13 protein-coding genes and 1 pseudogene are annotated in these 19,010 nt (G+C 50.0%); 8 read left to right on the top strand and 6 right to left on the bottom strand.

Features of this window, described 5'->3' with window-relative positions:
• The first annotated feature begins 3 nt into the window (after nt 1–3).
• Together cysI and JRJ22_RS17470 are read left to right on the top strand one after the other, a co-directional pair.
• The gene (gene cysI / locus JRJ22_RS17475; RefSeq protein WP_206100729.1) at nt 4–1,728 is read left to right on the top strand and encodes an assimilatory sulfite reductase (NADPH) hemoprotein subunit; all 1,725 of its coding nucleotides are present in this window, start codon (nt 4–6) and stop codon (nt 1,726–1,728) included.
• 147 nt (nt 1,729–1,875) lie between these two features.
• Nucleotides 1,876–2,283, top strand: a complete 408-nt coding sequence (locus tag JRJ22_RS17470; RefSeq protein ID WP_232381200.1) for a hypothetical protein — start codon at nt 1,876–1,878, stop codon at nt 2,281–2,283.
• 26 nt (nt 2,284–2,309) lie between these two features.
• Here JRJ22_RS17470 and JRJ22_RS17465 read toward each other — a convergent pair.
• Both JRJ22_RS17465 and JRJ22_RS17460 read right to left on the bottom strand, forming a co-directional pair.
• Nucleotides 2,310–3,390: pseudogene (locus JRJ22_RS17465) on the bottom strand (glycosyltransferase WbsX family protein).
• A gap of 57 nt (nt 3,391–3,447) precedes the next feature.
• The gene (locus JRJ22_RS17460) at nt 3,448–4,518 is read right to left on the bottom strand and encodes a glycosyltransferase family protein (protein WP_206100728.1); all 1,071 of its coding nucleotides are present in this window, start codon (nt 4,516–4,518) and stop codon (nt 3,448–3,450) included.
• Nucleotides 4,519–4,707: 189 nt separating this feature from the next.
• Between JRJ22_RS17460 and map the strand changes: the two genes are divergently transcribed.
• Nucleotides 4,708–5,454: a type I methionyl aminopeptidase gene (gene map, locus JRJ22_RS17455; RefSeq protein ID WP_054941240.1), complete on the top strand. Its 747-nt coding sequence runs from the start codon at nt 4,708–4,710 to the stop codon at nt 5,452–5,454.
• A gap of 80 nt (nt 5,455–5,534) precedes the next feature.
• On the opposite strand, the gene JRJ22_RS17450 is transcribed toward map, so the two are convergent.
• The 3 genes from JRJ22_RS17450 to JRJ22_RS17440 all read right to left on the bottom strand — a co-directional run bounded on the left by JRJ22_RS17450 (nt 5,535) and on the right by JRJ22_RS17440 (nt 7,547).
• On the bottom strand, nt 5,535–5,939 hold the full coding sequence (locus tag JRJ22_RS17450) for a CBS domain-containing protein (protein WP_054941239.1): 405 nt from the start codon (nt 5,937–5,939) through the stop codon (nt 5,535–5,537).
• A 190-nt stretch (nt 5,940–6,129) separates the two neighbouring features.
• Nucleotides 6,130–6,558 carry a VOC family protein gene (locus tag JRJ22_RS17445; RefSeq protein ID WP_206100727.1) on the bottom strand — a complete coding sequence of 143 codons (429 nt, stop codon included), beginning with the start codon at nt 6,556–6,558 and terminating at the stop codon, nt 6,130–6,132.
• A gap of 101 nt (nt 6,559–6,659) precedes the next feature.
• Entirely contained in the window at nt 6,660–7,547 is an 888-nt protein-coding gene (locus tag JRJ22_RS17440) for a sugar phosphate isomerase/epimerase (RefSeq protein ID WP_232380875.1), read from the bottom strand.
• A gap of 170 nt (nt 7,548–7,717) precedes the next feature.
• Between JRJ22_RS17440 and JRJ22_RS17435 the strand changes: the two genes are divergently transcribed.
• The 5 genes from JRJ22_RS17435 to JRJ22_RS17415 all read left to right on the top strand — a co-directional run bounded on the left by JRJ22_RS17435 (nt 7,718) and on the right by JRJ22_RS17415 (nt 17,688).
• Nucleotides 7,718–8,815: a winged helix DNA-binding domain-containing protein gene (locus JRJ22_RS17435; protein WP_206100726.1), complete on the top strand. Its 1,098-nt coding sequence runs from the start codon at nt 7,718–7,720 to the stop codon at nt 8,813–8,815.
• Between the two features lie 31 nt (nt 8,816–8,846).
• Nucleotides 8,847–9,320, top strand: a complete 474-nt coding sequence (locus tag JRJ22_RS17430) for a heme-degrading domain-containing protein (protein ID WP_206100725.1) — start codon at nt 8,847–8,849, stop codon at nt 9,318–9,320.
• Between the two features lie 213 nt (nt 9,321–9,533).
• Nucleotides 9,534–10,700: a small-conductance mechanosensitive channel gene (locus tag JRJ22_RS17425; RefSeq protein ID WP_206100724.1), complete on the top strand. Its 1,167-nt coding sequence runs from the start codon at nt 9,534–9,536 to the stop codon at nt 10,698–10,700.
• Nucleotides 10,701–10,713: 13 nt separating this feature from the next.
• Entirely contained in the window at nt 10,714–16,143 is a 5,430-nt protein-coding gene (locus tag JRJ22_RS17420) for a diguanylate cyclase (RefSeq protein WP_206100723.1), read from the top strand.
• 111 nt (nt 16,144–16,254) lie between these two features.
• On the top strand, nt 16,255–17,688 hold the full coding sequence (locus JRJ22_RS17415) for an amino acid permease (protein ID WP_206100722.1): 1,434 nt from the start codon (nt 16,255–16,257) through the stop codon (nt 17,686–17,688).
• A gap of 92 nt (nt 17,689–17,780) precedes the next feature.
• Here the strand turns inward: JRJ22_RS17415 and JRJ22_RS17410 are convergent, their stop codons facing one another.
• The gene (locus JRJ22_RS17410; protein WP_206100721.1) at nt 17,781–18,818 is read right to left on the bottom strand and encodes an asparaginase; all 1,038 of its coding nucleotides are present in this window, start codon (nt 18,816–18,818) and stop codon (nt 17,781–17,783) included.
• Between the last annotated feature and the right edge of the window lie 192 nt (nt 18,819–19,010).

Below are 19,010 nucleotides of genomic sequence, written 5' to 3'. Positions count from 1 at the left end.
ATCGTGGCAAATAATGAATCAGCGGTAAAGCCGATCGGCGGGCCGCCAAGTGATGTTGAACATATCAAGCTGGAGAGCAACTACCTGCGCGGTGCGCTGGAAGCGACTCTGCGCAATCCGATCACAGGCGGTCTGCCGGAGGACGACAACCGTCTGCTGAAATTCCATGGCAGCTACATGCAGGATGACCGGGACCTGCGCAGCGAACGCGAACGTTCCAAGCTGGAGCCGGCCTATCAGTTTATGCTGCGGGTTGTAGCTCCTGGAGGAGTGGCAACGGCTGCACAATGGCTGGTGATGGATGAGCTGGCTCATAAATACGGAAACGGCACGCTTCGTCTGACGACAAGACAGGCTTTTCAGATGCATGGTGTACTGAAATGGAACCTGAAAAAAACGATCAAGACCATTAACGATACACTCATGACTACACTCGCAGCTTGCGGGGATGTCAACCGTAACGTAATGAGCTCCCCTAATCCGTATCAGTCGGAGGTTCATGCGGAGGTTTATGAGTGGGCCCGCAAAATTAGTGATCACCTGGCCCCGCGGACGCCGGCTTACCACGAAATCTGGCTGGATGGAGAGAAGGTTGTGGACAGCAAGGCGGACGTCGAGGTCGAGCCGATCTATGGACCGGTCTACCTGCCCCGCAAGTTCAAGATTGGTCTGGCGGTGCCGCCTTCTAACGATGTTGATGTATTTTCCCAGGACCTGGGCTTCATCGCTATTCTGGAAGACGGCAAGCTGGCTGGCTTCAACGTCTCCGTAGGCGGAGGCATGGGCATGACACATGGTGATACGAACACTTATCCGCAGCTTGGACGGGTAATCGGATTTGTCCGGCCGGAACAGATGATTGATGTGGCCGAGAAGACCGTGACCATCCAGAGAGATTACGGCAACCGCTCGGTCCGCAAGAATGCCCGTTTCAAATATACAATTGACCGTCACGGGCTGGACTGGTTCAGAGGCGAACTGCATCACCGGCTGGGCTGGGAGCTTGAAGCAGCACGTGAGTATCATTTCGATCATAACGGTGACCGTTACGGCTGGGTAAAAGGATACGACGGCAAATGGAACCTGACGCTCTATATCCAGAGCGGCCGGATTCAGGATCAGGAAGGTTATCCGCTGATGACCGGGCTCCGTGAGATTGCGAAGATTCACACCGGAGATTTCCGGCTTACGCCGAACCAGAACCTGATCATCGGTGGCGTGAGCAGCGCCAAGAAACGCAGGATTGCCGAGCTCGCGCAGCAATATGGCCTGACGGACGGGGCGCATCATTCTGCTCTGCGGCGCAGTGCCATGTCCTGTGTGGCCCTGCCGACCTGCGGACTCGCGATGGCAGAGGCGGAGCGGTATCTTCCAGTCCTGCTGGATAAGCTGGAGCTGATCATCGACAAGGCAGGCCTGCGAGATGAGGAAATTGTCATCCGGATGACCGGCTGCCCGAATGGCTGTGCACGACCGGCCCTCGGTGAAATCTCCTTCATCGGCAAAGCTCCGGGCAAATACAATATGTATCTGGGTGCCGGCTTTGCCGGCGACCGGCTGAATAAACTGTATAAGGAGAATATCGGTGAACAGGAAATACTGGAAACGCTGGAGCCGATCATTCAACGATATGCCAAGGAACGCAGAACCGGGGAGCATTTTGGTGATTTTGTGATCCGCAGCGGATACGTAGAAGCCGTTACCTCAGGCTTGAATTTCCACGATTAATCATACCCACACAAAGAACCCGTTCTTCCGCGAGGAGGACGGGTTCTTTGTAATGGTCTTTTCCTATCTCATGACTGTAAATCTGGATGGTTGTACTATAGCCATCTTCCAGAAAATACATATAATATAGCAACACAATTGAAAGGGATGATAGCCTTGCCTACCTTTGACAATGTACTGGTTACTGGCAGCCAAACCATACAGCAGGACCTTCAAGTTAACGGAAACGAGACGGTGCAGCAGCACCTAAACGTAAACGGCAGTGAAACGATACAGGGCGATTTACAGGTTAACGGCAATCAGACTATCGTTAATAGTCTTGCAACAGGGGCGGATGTAGACGCCGGAGGCAGCCTCTGGTCCACCTTCCGTGTAGGGTCCAGCAATCAGCCGGTTCTGCCGGGCGGAGGCGCAAGCCTTCAGCAGGTAAGATTCTATGCTGCAGGCGTTGTGTCCCAGCCGGGGCTTATGTTAAAAGGCACGGATGGACTTGATTATGTGCTGTTCATTGATGTAAGCAGCGGTACACCCAGTCTCGCCATCCAGCTGGCTTAAATTAATAGACAGGTGAGGAAAGAAGACTACATTTTAGAATCCACGGCAGGGAAAGCTCCTGCCTGTTCCAGTGCCTTCTTGACCTCCTCCAGATAGCGGAACTGAAACCGGCGGTCTGGTTCAAGAAAGGCGCCCTCTGCCCATTCGTTCCAGGCGTTGATAAATAGAAATTCGCTTTGATAGAGAGATTTCGCCCGCCCAATCTGCTTGGTGAGGTACCAGCCGAACTTGCGCGGAGAGGCTCCGATGGCGCTCTGTCCCCGTTCACCCAGCCGAGGTGTATTATCCCAGTTGACGTAGGCTCCTGGGAATATTTTTTCACCGTTTCTGTGGTGGGAGCGGTTCAGGATTGACAGCCACGCCTGATCATAATCAAATACGAGATGCTTAGGACCGCCGAGATCCATGTAATGCCAGAGATGCTGTGTGTCACCGTGGGCAAAGGTATAATGAGGTTCAAACTCGACGCTGGCATCAAACCCGTTTTGGCTGGGAATTTCAAATCCGCCCAATGTTCTGACAAAAAAAATACCATCCAGGCCATTCTGGGCAGCCAGCCGGTTCCACAGGGCAAGCATCTCTTCACACCGGGGAATTTTCCCCGGTCTATAGATGATAAACACAGGCTTGTTATCAATCCTGATATACCGCTCATCACGGAATGCGTTCAATAGCTCGTAAAAAATGAATTTCCCAGTCCTTTGTGTCGCCGTACTCCTGTCTGATCAGCACTTCGTTGTCTCCGCCATCCCATTTACGCGTCCAGGATTCATTGGCCCAGGAGAGGCAGAACGGAAACTGCGGCTCACCCGAGGTTAAGACTTGATTAAATGGACGTTCGAGCAGTGGCTTACCCTTGAACCAGTAGTGATAATAGCAGAACCCGTAAATGCCATAGGCTTTCGCTACCTCTGCCTGCCAGTTCCTCGCAGCCCTATCCGTCAAATCATAGTAATACTGCTCAAACGGTTCCTTGGGCTGCAAATGGCCGGGATAAAGAGGGACCGCCTTTTTGGTATTCGTCCATTCCGTGAAGCCTTCACCCCACCACTGGTCATTCTCGGGAATACGGTGAAATTGCGGCAATAAAAAAGCGATGAGCTTCAACTTACATACCTCCTGCACGGCGAAGTTCCAGGCCAGCTAATCTTGCCCAGGAATGCATTATGAATAGTTAAAGACGGTATGAAGCAGCTTGTTAGCCATTTGCAGAAAAGAGTAATCATACGTGCTCTTCCATAAGGCACGGCTGGCGATCGCTCTTTTGGCATCTGCATGACTGGAATAAAAGTGCAGCTTCTCCAGCAGCTCGTCGGGAGTATGAAAGATGACAATATCCTCACCTGGGTTCATATATTCATAAATATTCGGATGGCCTTCAGCCAGCTGAAAAACCCCGCAGGCAGCGATATCAAAGACCTTAGCGGTCTGGCCGCCCCAATGGATGACGAGTTCCGCACCGTTATAGTACTCCTCCAGCTCAGCGTCAGGTGCCAGCACCTTTAGCCCTGGATACTCCTCCCAGCCTATACCGGCTGCAGCTACTTTTTTTATAGTGAACAGGTGCTTTATCTTCTCCGCGTATTCTTTACCGGCTGCACTGGCGTCGCCAAGCAGAAGCAGATAAGATCTGTGCTCTGCATTCACGGATCTCGGAGAGTACAGGCTGCGGTCGGCGGGAAAAGGGAGGTAGCGGACCTCCGTGCACCCGGAATGCTGATAAAAGGTAATATGAAGGGTATTTTGGGTAAAGACATAATCGAATAATGCAGCCAGCCGGGCGGTAGATTCACTGGTAACCGTTCCATCGGAGAGCCAGATTGCTTTTTTCAAGGAAGCCTTGCGGATGATCTCCAGATCTGTACCGGAGAATGACTCTTCATTCCCTACAACCAGCAGCAGATCCGGGTTAAGCTGGAGAAGCGCTGAAGAGAAGCTCTGAAAAGCTTTGATGGAAACCAGTTCTTTCGCCAGCAGCCGGAACTGCTCGGCAATCATTTGTTCCACCTGCCACATGGATTCTCCGGTCAGGGAGGATACCATCAGAATCCGTATTTGTTTATGATCAACGAATCCTGAAATCTGCGGAAGTTCGCTGCTGCGGGCTTCAGGCTGCGGGGTATTCATCTTTCGGAGCGTTCGTACTACCGTTTTAGCAAGAAGTATTCGGGTTTTCGGATGCAGCCGAACGGTTATTCCGGAGTTTCTGGGACGGTGTTTTTTCTTCCTACTCATGAAGTTCTGAAATCCCTCCTTACATTCCTGCACTGTCATATTTTATGCAAAACCGGGAAAATTGATCATAAACACAGAATGAATTTGGATTTCCGGCAGTTTTCTTACATAATATAGAGAAGCACCAAAAAAACATATTCAAGAGCCATTATTGTGAGTAATGTGTTCTGTACAGAAGAGGCGAATGAAATGATTATCATGAAAACGATGGAAGAGATTGAAAAGATGCGCGCGGCCGGTAAAATTCTTGCCGAATGCCACCGGCAGATTGCCGGAATCATACAGCCCGGAATCACAACGTGGGAGATTGACGAGTTCGCTGAAAAATTCATCCTGTCTCATGGGGCGACGCCGGAGCAAAAAGGATACCACGGGTATCCCTATGCCACCTGTGCTTCTGTGAATGATGTCATTTGCCATGGCTTCCCCAAAAAAGAGCCGCTGAAAGACGGAGATATTGTAACGATCGATATGGTCGTCAACCTGAACGGCTGGCTGGCGGATTCCGCCTGGTCCTATGCGGTCGGGACGATCAGCGAGCAGGCCAGTAAATTGCTGGATACGACCAAGGAGTCCTTATTCAAGGGAATTGAGCAGGCAGTTGCCGGTAACCGGATCGGTGATGTTGCTCATGCGATTCAGGTGTATGCCGAGTCGAACGGTTTCTCCGTGGTACGGGACTTTATCGGCCATGGCATCGGTTCGGAGATGCATGAAGGGCCTGAGGTGCCGCATTATGGACCGGCAGGCAAAGGTCCGCGGCTGAAAGAAGGCATGGTGTTCACCATCGAGCCGATGCTGAATACCGGTAGCTACCGGACAAAGGTGGATGCAGACGGGTGGACAGCCCGGACTATTGACGGCGGTCTCTCCGCTCAGTATGAGCACACTCTGGCCATTACACCTCAGGGAACGATTATCCTGACGGAGCTGTAACAGGACAGCATTGTTTCTGAATTACAAATAAGGCCCTCCTTCTGCTGGCTGCAGGGAGGGCCTTATTCCTATCGTGGCGGTTAGTCCGTTATATTCCGTGTGTAATATTCAATAATATCTTTGCGGCGGATAATTCCCAGAAAGACACCCGTGCTATCAACGACCGGAACGAAATTCTGGTCCGCGGCTAGCGTCAGCATATCCTCCATTTGGGCGTTGATTTCTACACTCTCATTATGCACATGGCGCTGAATGTCACTTACTTTGACCTCACCCATATTCTCAAAGCTGAGCCCCTCTGTATTCTTGAGTTTCCATAGCAGGTCTCCCTCAGCCAAGGTTCCAACGTATTTATTGTTATCATCAATAATTGGAATGGCGGAGTAATAATGCTGTTCCAATTGCTGCATCGCCTCAAGCATAGAGATCGAGGAAGTGATGAACGCGACCTGGTCTTTAGGCAGCAGGAAAGCTGATATTTCCATGACTAGTCTCCTTTACAGTGGAATTGGTTAGCAGTGTACACTTATTAAACCACAATTCGCACTGAAAGCGCATTATATAATCTATACTACCATACACAAAAAAGGATATAGATTCATTGGACAGTGATCATATCCCTGCCAAGATTGCTATATCCTCTGTATTTGAAAATATGTTTTCAGGCTAAGGTGCTTACATTCCGGCTTCTCCGTTATCCAGGCTGATCTGCCAATCAATACCGAATTTGTCTTTCAAGCTGCCGTAGCTTTTGCTCCAGAAGGTCTCCTGCAGCTCCATGGTAACCGAACCGCCTTCTTTCAGCTGATCAAACCAGGTTTTAACCTTCGCTTCATCACGGGTGACTAGAGTAAGACTGATATTGTTGCCTACGGTAAAAGGCATCCCTGGAAAAACATCAGAGAACATCACATTGCTGCCGTCAATATTCAATCTGGAATGCATTACCAAAGATTTGGCTTCCTCCGGCAGCGGATACTCAGGATTCGGCGGCGCTTCGCCAAAGGTCATGATCTCGGGGGCTCCAGTTTCAAATACCTTTGCATAAAACTCAACAGCTTCGCGGCAGTTCCCATTGAAATTCATATAAACATCAACTGACACACGCTTCACTCCTAATATGCTAAATTAAGGAAGGCACTTGATTTCCATATTGTATCATGGCCTTGTCCAAAGATAAATATTCTTTCCTTAGTTCATATTGGTTAATCAGGGGCATTCAGAATCCCATCAACCCATGTATAACAGCGCTGCAGCTGTTCCGGGGTGATCAGATCCGAGCGGTGCTCAAACATAATTTTGACATTACGGTTCTCTGCACGGATGATCCTCAAGTACTCTTCGATTGGCGCCCAGCCATGGTTAACACTTAATTCAGGCAGCACCGGATAATGGCTGTTCTGTACAGTGTCCGTAATCTGTACGTTGGATAAGTGAATTAATGTGGCATATTTCGTGAAGGTGCTTAGTATTTTATTGGCGTCAAAAAAGGGATCGAGCTTGTCCTGCAGAAACAGTCTGGCAGTATCCAGGCATAGTCTGATCCGAGGGTACTGATTCAACAGCTGCTCCAAAAAATCATGCTCATAGATCAATCTGCTAATCGCGTCGAATTCCAGGACAGGCATGAATTGATATTTGCGGCTCTGCCTGTCAAGCCATTCGAACAGCTGGGCCGTGCGTATGGTCAACTCCTCAACTGTAATTTCATGTTCATGAATGAATTCCCGGCGGTCTCCGAACCGCCAACCCGCCCAGTTCACCCGCTCATCCAGAATTACTGGCTTCGGATAATGGAACAGCACGTACTCCGGCTGAATTGCGGTAAGATATTCAAGCTCCTCCAGAATATGCTGAAAAGCGTCATTGCGCACCGTATCATCACCGGCGAGAACCAACGGGTCTCGCACTCTTGCAGCATTGGCCCGAAACGGAAAATGAACGCCAATCTGAAAGCCTCTGCTCCGGGCGGCTTCAATTAACAGCTCAGCATCCTCCCGGGAGGCAAATAAACAAGCTTCGATACCATAAAATCCGTTTTGGAAATCTTTAAGATATTTCTTATCATCAAAGCCTCCATATTGCCCGATCATAAACTGCTGCAGGAGAAGCACCTCGCTTAAAGTAAGATATTGTAAATCATACTATGGGGATTCCTGATAGACAATCAGCAGACTTGTTCAATATACTGGAGGAAAGTACCAAAGATCATAGCTGGCGTAACGATTGCAGTGTATAGGGATCAGCAGAGGAGTGAGCCGAAATGAATAGGGAGATTGCCGGACTCCGGCTGTTGAACCAGCATATTATCAGCTCTGCAAATTTGGAGCCTGGGCAGGTTGTCCGCGCGCTGGGTGCGTTGCAGGCGCAGGATTATATGCAGGCCGCTTGGGCCATCGGGCTTCGTACGCCTGCCGCAGGGCTGGCGGGTGTGGAGCAGGCGATTGCCGGCAGGCATCTTCTGCTGACCTGGAGCCTGCGGGGAACCCTGCATTTTTCACCGCCGGAAGACGTGAAATGGATGATACAGCTGAGCGCACCGCGGCTGCTCAGACAGGCTGGACGCCGGCTGGCGCAGCTGGAACTGGATGACAAAATACTAGGCCGCTGCAGGAAAATAATCTATCATGCATTAAAGGGCGGTAAATGCCTCACCAGGCTTGAACTGCTAAGCCTGCTTGAGGCTCAGGGTATTAGCACCGCAGGCCAGCGGGGTTATCATATCCTGTGGCATAGCGCGTTTAACGGACTAATCTGTTTTGGCCCAATAGCGGGCAAGCAGCAGACCTTTGTACTGCTGGACGAATGGGTGCCGCTGTCCCGGGAATTGTCCTATGAGGAATCACTGGCTGAGCTGGCACTTCGCTACTTCACCTCCCGGGGACCTGCCACTGTACATGATTTTGCCTGGTGGGCCGGACTCTCGGTTACGGAGGCCAGAGCCGGGCTGGAGGCGGTAAGGGCTGGGCTGGCATCCGAGGTAATCGGAGGCAGCGAATACTGGTTGCCGGACATACCTTCTGCTGCCGGGAGACATCCTGCCGGGGTTCATCTGCTTCCCGGCTTCGATGAATATATCCTTGGCTATAAGGACCGGAGCGCTGTGCTTGAGCCGGAGCTTGCACCGCGGATCGTTCCGGGCAACAACGGAATGTTTTTGCCGGTAATTGTGTCAGAAGGACAAGTTATCGGTACCTGGAAACGGACTATTAAGAAGAAGGGAGCCGAGCTGCTGCTTATTCCATTTGAACCCTTGCAAGACTACAGCCGGGCACAGCTCGTCTCCGCTGCAGAAGCATACGCCGCTTTTCTGGGGCTGACGTTAATCAAGCTTGAGTATCAGGAGATTCATTTGTTATGAATCTTAAAATAACCAAAGGGAGTGCTGCAATTTGGAAGATTACAGCTCGTTATTGGAACAGATTCTCCGGCAGGAGCAGGATTACCAGTTCACAAGATTTACAAACCAGACGGCCATAGAGCTGGGCAATGCCATTCTGGAAAGAGCCCACAAATTGGGGAAACTGATAGTAGTGGATATCCGTAAAAACGGGCAAGTGCTGTTCCATGCCAAAATGGATGAAACAGGACTGAACAATGACCGCTGGATCGCCCGCAAGATCAACGTCGTCAATCATTTCGGACACTGCTCTTATTATATGAATGTGCTCTACAAATCATGGAACACCACCATTCAGGATAACGCGTTCGTTGATCCGATGGAATACGCCGCAGAGGGCGGATGCTTTCCGGTGCTGATCCGGAATGTCGGGCCGGTCGGAACGATCTCCGTCTCCGGATTATCCGGTGAAGAGGACCATGAGATGATTGTGGCTGTGCTGGAACAGTTTTTGAAATCTGCATAATCTTCCTCATCAGGATCACTCTGCTTCGAAGTTTTATGTGTCCCGGTAGCCGTCATTTTGGCTTCTGGGACATTTTGCTTATTTCATTTGCCTAAGCGGAGACTTTTTTGCAGAAACACCGGAAAATATAAGCAGGAATATTCTGGAGCCGTATCGAATAGATAGCGGAATCAACAAAATTCGACTTTTAATTTACTTATCAAAGGGGATTTCATGAAAAAAGGACATAAGCCAGTATTCTTAATCGTAACGTTTGTTTTGATTTTCCTGCTGCCTTTATTCGGCAGTTTGACTAAATGGGGAGGCCTTCCACCCGGTTATGGGGTTTTCCCTGCCCAAAAGGTTGAAGCGGATCCCGGATTCAGCCTGCTTTATTTTTCACTCGCTTGTATAGTGGCCGTGTTCATTACGCTGGTGCTCGTTATTCCGCGTATATTCGGTTTTAGGAAGCTTCCACATGAGCCTCAGCCGCAGCCGGCCAGAGCAGGTTTTCCAGTGTGGTTCTGGTGGAGCCTGCCTGTTCTTGCGGTCAGCTGGTTTTTGATGTGGGCACGGATCAGATTATTTGTCCCGCTGGAGAATTATACCTTTGTCCCGCTATGGTGGTCCTTTATACTGATATTGGACGGACTGGTCTACAAGCGGACAGGCGGGAACTCCATCATTTCCCGTAAACCACATGTAATGCAGCTGCTCGCTGTTGTGTCCTGCTTCAGCTGGTTTGCCTTTGAGTATCTTAACTTTTTCGTGATGGAGAACTGGTACTATCCGAATGAAAATGTCTTCTCTAACTTTGGGAATGTGTTCTGGTTTTCCTTATCTTATACTACTGTTCTTCCGGCGATCGTTGAGTGGTATCTGCTGCTGAAGACTTTCAAATCGATTAGAGAGCGGTACAGGAATGGTCCAAAAATAAACGTCAGCAGAACACTGCTGATCATTTACTTTATCATTGGAATGTTTCTGGCTTTCGGTATGGGTTATTATCCTTATCTGCTGTTCTGGGTGTTATGGGTGGCACTAGTGCCTATGCTCTCGGCTGCGATGGCGCTTTGCGGTTACTGGACTCCTTTTACGCCGATCAGAAACGGTGACTGGTCCAGGATTATCCTGGTCGCACTGGCCACCTTGTGTAACGGATTTTTCTGGGAGTTCTGGAACTTTGGCAGTGAGTGGTTCCATGACTCCTTGCCCACCAACCCGAATTACTGGAAATATTCTGTACCGTATCTGGATAAAATTCATATTTTCTCGGAGATGCCGATTCTGGGCTATTACGGATATCTCTTTTTTGGCGTGAACTGCTGGATTGTCTGGCTCATTGCCGCTTATGTGTTTAAGTTTGATGCTGATTTTGAATTAACGGGAGACACTCGCTAAAGGTGGAATGGGTATGATTACGTTAGACAACTATCTAATTCTGGAGACCATTTCCGACAATTATACGAAATCGGTATACAGATGCGGAGATACGATATCAGAGGAAACGGTAATTATAAAAGTACTGAAATCCGAATTTACCGGGCCTGAGGCGGTTATGCGGTTTAAGCAGGAATACAGGCTGCTCAAGGAGCTCAGTGAACATATCGAAGGCGTAATCAAACCCCGTAAGCTTGAAGAAAAAAACGGCTATTATATTATGGTGCTGGAAGATATCCACGGGCGGTCTCTCAAGGAGATTATGGAAGAGGATCCGCCGGATCAGGCTGCTCTGGTGAAGCTGGCCATACGGATAGTGGACATACTCGGTGCGGTGCATGAACAGAATGTTATTCACAAGGATATTAAACCCTCCAATATCATCTGGAACAGGGAGCAGGACATCGTGCGGCTGATCGATTTCGATCTGGCTGTGAAGCTGCCCAAAGAGAAGAGGGAATTTCAGAATAGCGGGGTGCTGGAGGGGAGCATTCAGTACATATCGCCGGAACAGACCGGCCGGATGAACCGCAATATTGATTACCGGAGCGATTATTACTCGTTGGGTGTCGTTCTCTACGAGCTTATGACGGGTAGCAGACCCTTTGAAAAGCAAGAAATGCTGGAGCAGATCTATTCCATTATTGCCAAGGAGGCTATTCCGCCCCATCAGTTAACCGGAGGCAAGGTTTCCTACGGGCTGTCAGGGATCATCATGAAGCTAATGGCAAAATCGTCCGAAGAAAGATACCGCAGCGCTTATGGGATCAAGGCCGATTTGAAAAAGGTGCTGGAAGGAAATACGGATTTTGTGATCGGGGCGGAAGACCGGCTCAATATATTCCGGATTCCGCAAAAAATCTACGGCCGTGATCAGGAGCTGACAAGGCTCGTGCATGCTTTCCGGCATAGTGTCCGGGGCCAGTCGCAGCTCATGCTGGTAACCGGAGAGGCCGGGATGGGTAAAACGGCTCTGGTGCATGAGCTCCATAAGTCAATCAGTGAGGAAAAGGGCTTATTTGCCGAAGGCAAATTTGACCAGTATAACCGCAATACTCCTTACAGCGCGATTATACAGGCTTTTCGCCGTTTGATCAGCCAGTTGCTGGAAACCCCTGACAAGGAATACAAGAAGCAGATTAAGCAATCTTTAGCACAATCCCTGGACGGGAACGGAAGTCTCATATCCGGACTGATCCCGGAGCTGGACGGATGGATCGGTAAACAGCTTGAGATGGAGCCGCTTAATCCTGCAGAGGAAACCAACCGGTTTTTTATAACCTTTGCCAAATTTATCGAAGGGATAACCTTGAATGAACGGCCGCTGGTCCTGTTTCTGGATGATTTGCAGTGGGCTGATTTCTCGAGTGTGCAGCTTGTTGAACGCTTAATGCTTGATCCACACCTGTGTAGACTGTTCATTGTCTGTTCTTACCGAGCAAATGAGATTCATGAGGGGCACCCGCTGTTTACCTCCATTGCCAAAATTAAGAAAAGCCGGGACGTGGGCGTCATCGCTCTAGAGCCGCTCGCTGCCCATGATGTGCAGAACCTGATTGCCGATACTCTTTACAGTTCGCCGGAGCGGGTGAACATGCTTGCGGAAGTCATCTACAAAAGGACAAAGGGCAATTCGTTTTTTGTAAGCGAGCTGCTCAAAGAGCTGTATCGTAACGGGCTTTTACATTTTGACGAGAGACAGGGGATCTGGAGCTGGCAGCTGGAGCAGATTCTAAAATTACCGGTCAATGACAATGTGGTCGAGTTTCTGATGATGAAGCTGAACAGTTTGCCTGAAGAGGTCCGTTCGATTCTGATGCTGAGCGCTGCCATCGGGAATGAGTTTAATTTCGGAATGCTAAAACTGATCAGCGAAGAGCCGCTGAGTTTTGTCACCCGGGCTATTACTGCTGCGGTTGAGGAGGAGCTCATTGTTCCGGCAGATTCGGGCTATACCCTGTTCTCCGGTTATTTGGACGAGAAGGATAAGGAGCCTCTGCTGCAGGCGGCGGTTTCTTTCCGGTTTGCCCATGACCGGATCCAGCAATCCTTCTACCAGATGATTGACGCAGATACAATGAAAGAGCTGCATCTTAGCATCGGCCGGCTGATGCTGAAGAATCTGGCACCGTCGGAAGCGGAAGAGTTTATCGTCGATATAGCAGCTCATATGAATAAAGGCTTGGAATTAATCAGTGACCGGGCAGAGATGAACGAGATAATAAGACTTAACCTGAAGGCAGCCCACAAAGCTAAGGCGGCCTTCGGTTATGATTCAGCTTATACGCTGCTGGAAACAATGCTGCCTCAGCTGCCGGAGAACGTCTGGCAAAATAATGACGTTCCGGCAGCGGAGCTTTACGAGCTGCTGGCACAATGCGGCTACCTAACCCATCATATCGCGGAGGCAGATGCCGCATGTGCGGTACTGCTCCAGTTCACCACCGATAAACAGGCCCGTGCGCAAATTTATGAGATGCAGGCCAATCATTATATGTATCTGGGAATGATGAAGGAATCGATTGCTTCCGGCAGGCAGGGTCTGCAGGTGATGGGTATCCACATTCCGCGCCAGGTCGGGATGGTTTCCGTGCTGGCTGAGCTTGTGAAGATTAAAGCCGCACTCCGGGGAAAGACGCCTGAGGCTATTTATACGGCTCGGCAAATGGAGGACCCGGATATGCTGCTGATTATGCGGCTGTTGATCAACTTTATCCCGCCGGCCTTTATCTCCGGGGAAGCTTCACTGTTTGGCTTAATTGTGCTTAAACAAGTTGGTTTGACCCTGAAATACGGCAATTCTCCTGAATCGGCACTTGCCTTTATTGGGTATTCCATGCTGTTGTCCGGATTCGGCGATGTGAAGGGAGCTTTTGAATTCGGCAGGCTGGGCATCCGGATCAATGACAAGTTCAACGATTTGCAGTGGAGAGGTGCGGTGCATGTCTTATATACCCTGTTCAGTCATGTCTGGATAGAGCCGTGGGACACTTTGCATGACTGGTTTTCGACTTCGATTGAAGCCAGTCTTCGGACCGGCAATTTACTTTATCTTGCCCATTCCTGCTTCTATGTGAATTTATGGAATCCGGAAATGGATCTGGTCACGCACCTGCAGGAGAGCAGCCGGATGATCGCGATGATCGAGAATACCAAATACAAAGAGTCGCTGGCGACGGCTCTGCTGGTCCGGCAATATTACCGCAATCTTCTGGGGGAAATGGAAGACCGCAGCTCTCTTAGTGACGAGTCATTTGATGAAGAGAATATGCTGCATGATTTGGAGCTCGCCAAATACAATTCCGGAATAGCTATTTACTATATTTACAAAATGAAGCTGTTATTTACCTATGAAAGCTACAAAGAAGCTTTAGGGTATATTGATAAAGCTTATCCGATCATTGGCGCACTTTCCGGTTCGGCTTTTATGGAGGAATTCGCCCTGTATACCTTCCTTAATCTGGCCTACAGTTATCCGCAGCTGAGTGCCAGTGAACGGAGAAAGGCAAAGGCCAGAATGCGTAAGGAGCTCGGCCGGGTCCGCAAATGGGCCAAGCACGCTCCGGATACCTTCAGGCAGCATGAAATGCTGATGAAGGCGGAATGGGCACGGATTTTCGGGCCGGAGGATGAGGCGGGATACTATTATGACCTGGCCATTCAGGCCAGTGAGCACGGGAATTTCGTCAGATATAAGGCACTTACCAACGAACTGGCTTCTAAATTTTATAACGGTAAGCAGTTCAATGAATTTGCCGCTTATCTGCTCAGACAATCCGTTTATTATTACTCCGTCTGGGGCGCAAAGGCGAAAATTGAATTCATTAATGAACGTTATCCGGACCTCGTCCGCAAGATCAACTCGAAAGAGTTCCTGTACGGACGGAGCGTAGCGGAATACTCCGAGAGTATTGATCTGGACTCGATGATTATGGCATCCCAGGCGATTTCTAAGGAAATTGAGCTGGATAACCTGCTGGAGGCACTCATGGAGATTGTCATCAAGAATGCCGGGGCGCAGAAGGGCTGCATCCGGATGTCAGTAGGCTCAGGATTGCTGGTCGAAGGTGAATATCAGCCCGGGGAGAGTAAGATATCCATCGCCGTGTATAGCCAGGGACGTTACGACAATCTGCCGGAAGCTATTTTGAGACAGGTAGAGGAGAGCGGAGAAACACTGATCTACAATGACGCTTTCTCTGAAACGCAGTTTGTGAATGATCCCTATATTGTGAGGCACCGCCCGAAGTCCGTGGTCTGCATGCCGCTGATTAATCAGAATAAGACAGTTGCCGTCATATATCTGGAGAATAATCTGGTAACAGGCGTATTCACCAAAGAACGGATGAAGATCATAAATCTGCTGTCGCGGGAAATGGTGTTCTCGCTCGAAAATGCCAGCCTGTATTCAGAGCTTGAACGCTCAGAAGAAAAGTACCGTGAGCTGGTCAACAATTTGCAGGATGGTATCTTTATTACCCAGGGTTATATTTGTAAATACGCCAACGAAGCATTGGCCAAGATGCTGGGCTATGAGGCACAAGAGATGCTGGAGCAGCCGTTTGAGAATTTCGTAAGTCCGGCGGAGCGCGAGAAGGTCATGCATTATTATGACCGCAGAATGGACAGTAAGCCTGCACCTTTTGAGTATGAGACCCGCTTACTGCACAAAGACCAGGTGCAAGAGATTATTGTGATTCACAAAGTAACGCTGATCAACTATATGAATAAGCCGGCGATACAAGGGACCGTAAAAGATATCACGATGCGTAAGCAGGCGGAAGAAGAGCTTTTACGGCATAAAGAACACCTGGAAGAGCTGGTCGCGGAGCGTACGAAGGAGCTGGAGCTGAATAACGAGGAACTAAACAAATATATTGGCTTAATCGAGCAGATTTCTATTACCGACGAATTGACAGGGCTGTACAACCGGAGATATTTCAATAAAGTATTTGTGGAGGAAGTTGAAAAGGCCGCCGCAGGGCAAAAATATCTGACCTATCTGATGCTCGACATCGACTATTTCAAAAAATATAATGACACTTATGGACATTATGAAGGGGATTCGGTGCTGCGGAGAGTAGGGAAACTGCTGCATGAGCTGGCTGAACGTGCCGATGGCTTCGCCATCCGGCTGGGCGGGGAAGAATTCGGTATTATAGTCTCCGGCTTCACTCCCAAGCAGTCGCGTGATTATGCAGAGGGTATCCGCAGAAACATTGAAGATTTGCAGATACCACATGCCATGAGCCCGCAGTTTGGAATCATCACAGTATCTGTTGGTGTTGCAGCAGTCCGGGTCGAGCATGTCCGCGAAGAAGATATTTACAAGCTCGGTGATAACGCGCTTTATCAATCTAAGGCGGAAGGCAGAAACCGTGTAACGCTGTTTGAAAAACTATAATTAAATGTAACCCTCCGGCGCTCCTTCATCCGGAGGGTTTTGCTGTGTCTTCATGGGTAAAATCCCCGGGTATTGCAGATACTTTGCTAAAAAGACCGGGAGGCTGTATTCATGAAGCAGGGGGAAAAGGGTTTATCGGTATGGCAGCTTACAATGCTGGCGCTTGGAACGGTAGTGGGTGGCTCATTTTTTCTAGGGTCCTCGGTAGCCATTCGTGCAGCCGGACCTTCTGTCCTGCTGTCCTATGTGATCGGAGGTATTCTGGTCTATTTTATTCTGTCGGCATTATCGGAGATGACAGTTGCCAATCCGGTTGCCGGATCATTCCGCACCTACACTGAGCAGGCTTTTGGCAAGGGAGCGGGCTTCACCGTAGGCTGGGTATACTGGACAGGACTTGTGCTGGCAATGTCCAGTGAAGCTACAGCGGTGTCTATTTTGCTGCGCAGCTGGTTCCCGTTACTGCCTTTGGGGCTGCTGGGGTCGGGAATCATTATCGGCGTAACCTTATTGAATCTATTGGGGGCAGAGCGGCTCAGCAAACTGGAGAGTGGCCTGGCTGCCTTTAAGCTGCTGGCCATCGCCGCCTTTATCCTCATTGCAGTCTGTATCGCAATCGGAATAGGGACAAGGGGGGCGGGGGCAGTTGGCACACAGGTTCTGCGCAGCCAAAGCTGGATGCCGGGAGGGTTGGCCGGCATTGCCGGAAGCATGCTGATGGTCATGTTCACCTATGCCGGCTTTGAAGTGCTCGGACTCGCTGCTTCAGAAGCAGGGAACCCGGGTGTGACCATCCCGAAAGCGATCCGCTATACCCTCTTGCTGCTGGTAGGGCTATATATCGCGGCCATGACGGCTTTGTTCCTCCTGCTGCCTACAGCAGCCGTATCTGAACAAATCAGCCCGTTTGTGACAGCGCTGAGCCGCTACGGCCTGGGCTGGACGGGTACGGTGATGAACATAGTGCTGGTGTCGGCGATTCTTTCGACGATGCTTGCCTCCGTCTTTGGCCTCGGCCGGATGCTCCGCTCACTCGCGGAGGAAGGGCACACTCCGGCCTGGATACGGGACCGCACAGATATCCCTTACCGGGGGATCCTCATTTCCGGCGGAGCCATGTTAGCCGGTCTTGGTCTTGGCATGCTGCTGCCGCAAGGGGTATACCTGTTTCTGGTCAGCTCCGGCGGTTTCTCGCTGCTGTTCTCCTATCTCATTATTATGGCGAGCCATTACCGGCTGCGGAAACGGCAGGGCAGTTCGCTTACCCAGCGGCAAGGCTTGCGCGGTTATCCGTATACTTCATGGATTGCCATGGTCAGTCTGCTCGCCATTCTGGCAAGCATGCCGCTGATTCCGGGACAGGGCGGCGGACTGGCTGCAGGAGTAATGTTTGTTGTGTTCTTTGCCGGAGTCTACACGGTAGGGAAACTGCGCCGGAAAGGCAGAGAAGGAGTGCGGAAGCCGCTGCTGCGGATTCCAACAGCTGCGAGAGCACAGATGGAGGCCGGGGAGGAGCTTGGAAAAGAACAGAAAGATACCGAGTGAGCGGGAAGCCTCTAATAAATTTGAGCACAGCCAAGCTTTTTACGAAATGAAACCCGCCCGTGACTCACACGGGCGGGTTTATGCATTACCTGTCAGTACACATTGAACATAGCGGCGATTTCATCATAATGTGTGGTTTGTGTCAGCGCCAGCGAGAGCAGAATCCGTGCTTTTTGCGGCACCAGACTGTTGCAGGGAATGGAATTAGCAGAGAGGTCAATGTAAGAATCTTTAAGCGTTATCCCGCTGGAAATCCGCGAGCAGCGGACCACCGGGATATTGTTGTTTTTCAGCTCGCCTACCTTATCTATCCACGGTTTGCTGTATATCCCTCCGCCTGCACCGGCGATAACAATTCCTTTGGAAACCGTGGACAGGTAATCCAGAATACCAGGGTTGGCATCTACATGGAAATAGGCGACGGATACCTCAGGCAGTCCCGTCAGGGAGGAGACGTCAAACTGTGCATCTATGGTGTGCTTTTTCAAAGAACGGGTGTAAAAGAAGGCTTGGGCATCCCGCATATATCCGAGACAGCCGAAATCCCGTTCATCAAAAGCATTCGCCTTAAATGTGTTAACCTTCTGAACATCCCTGCCGCTGTAGATCCCCTCTGCAAACACGACCATTACGCCCTGTCCGGAAGCGTCCGGATTGGCAGCGAGCGCAACAGACTGGAAGAGGTTCAGCGGTCCGTCTGCACTGATTGCCGTGGCCGGGCGCATAGAGCCTGTGATAATAACCGGCTTATCCGTCTTGATGACCAGATTCAGGAAATAAGAGGTCTCGTCCAGAGTATCTGTTCCGTGAGTAATCACAAACCCGTGGACATCCTCCCGCAGGGCCAAGGTATTAATGATTGAAGCAAGTGTCAGCCAGTGATCGCTGGTAATGTCGGCACTGCAAAGATTGCTTACCTGAATTCCTGCGCAATTAGCTAACCGCTCCAGGTGGGGGACACTGTCCAGCAGATCTTGTATCGGGAGGGCGCCGGGTTCATAATTTAAGGTTTTATGGGCTTCTCCGCTGCCGGCAATCGTTCCTCCGGTGGCGAGAATGACGACATTTTTCAGGCTGGGATTATAAAAGGGAGAAGCTTCGAAATTCACTTCCGGAGTTGGAATAATCATCTGCAGTTTCCTTTCAATCTAAACTATATATGTGAGAAAGCTAACGTAAATCAAGTAAGAAGTCAATAGAATTTTCTAAAAGGGAAATATTACAGCGGAACACTTGATAATCTATAAAGGATGATGATTGTAACCGGCAGGGAGACAGGATTCATACTCATACTTGTGTCCCGGAACTAGCCGTCTTCTAAC

Origin of the sequence: Paenibacillus tianjinensis, from assembly GCF_017086365.1 — a bacterium.
Classification (GTDB): Bacteria; Bacillota; Bacilli; order Paenibacillales; family Paenibacillaceae; genus Paenibacillus_AQ; species Paenibacillus_AQ tianjinensis.
The sequence above is the reverse complement of the archived record's forward strand: the minus strand, read 5'-3'. Positions and strand labels throughout refer to the sequence as shown.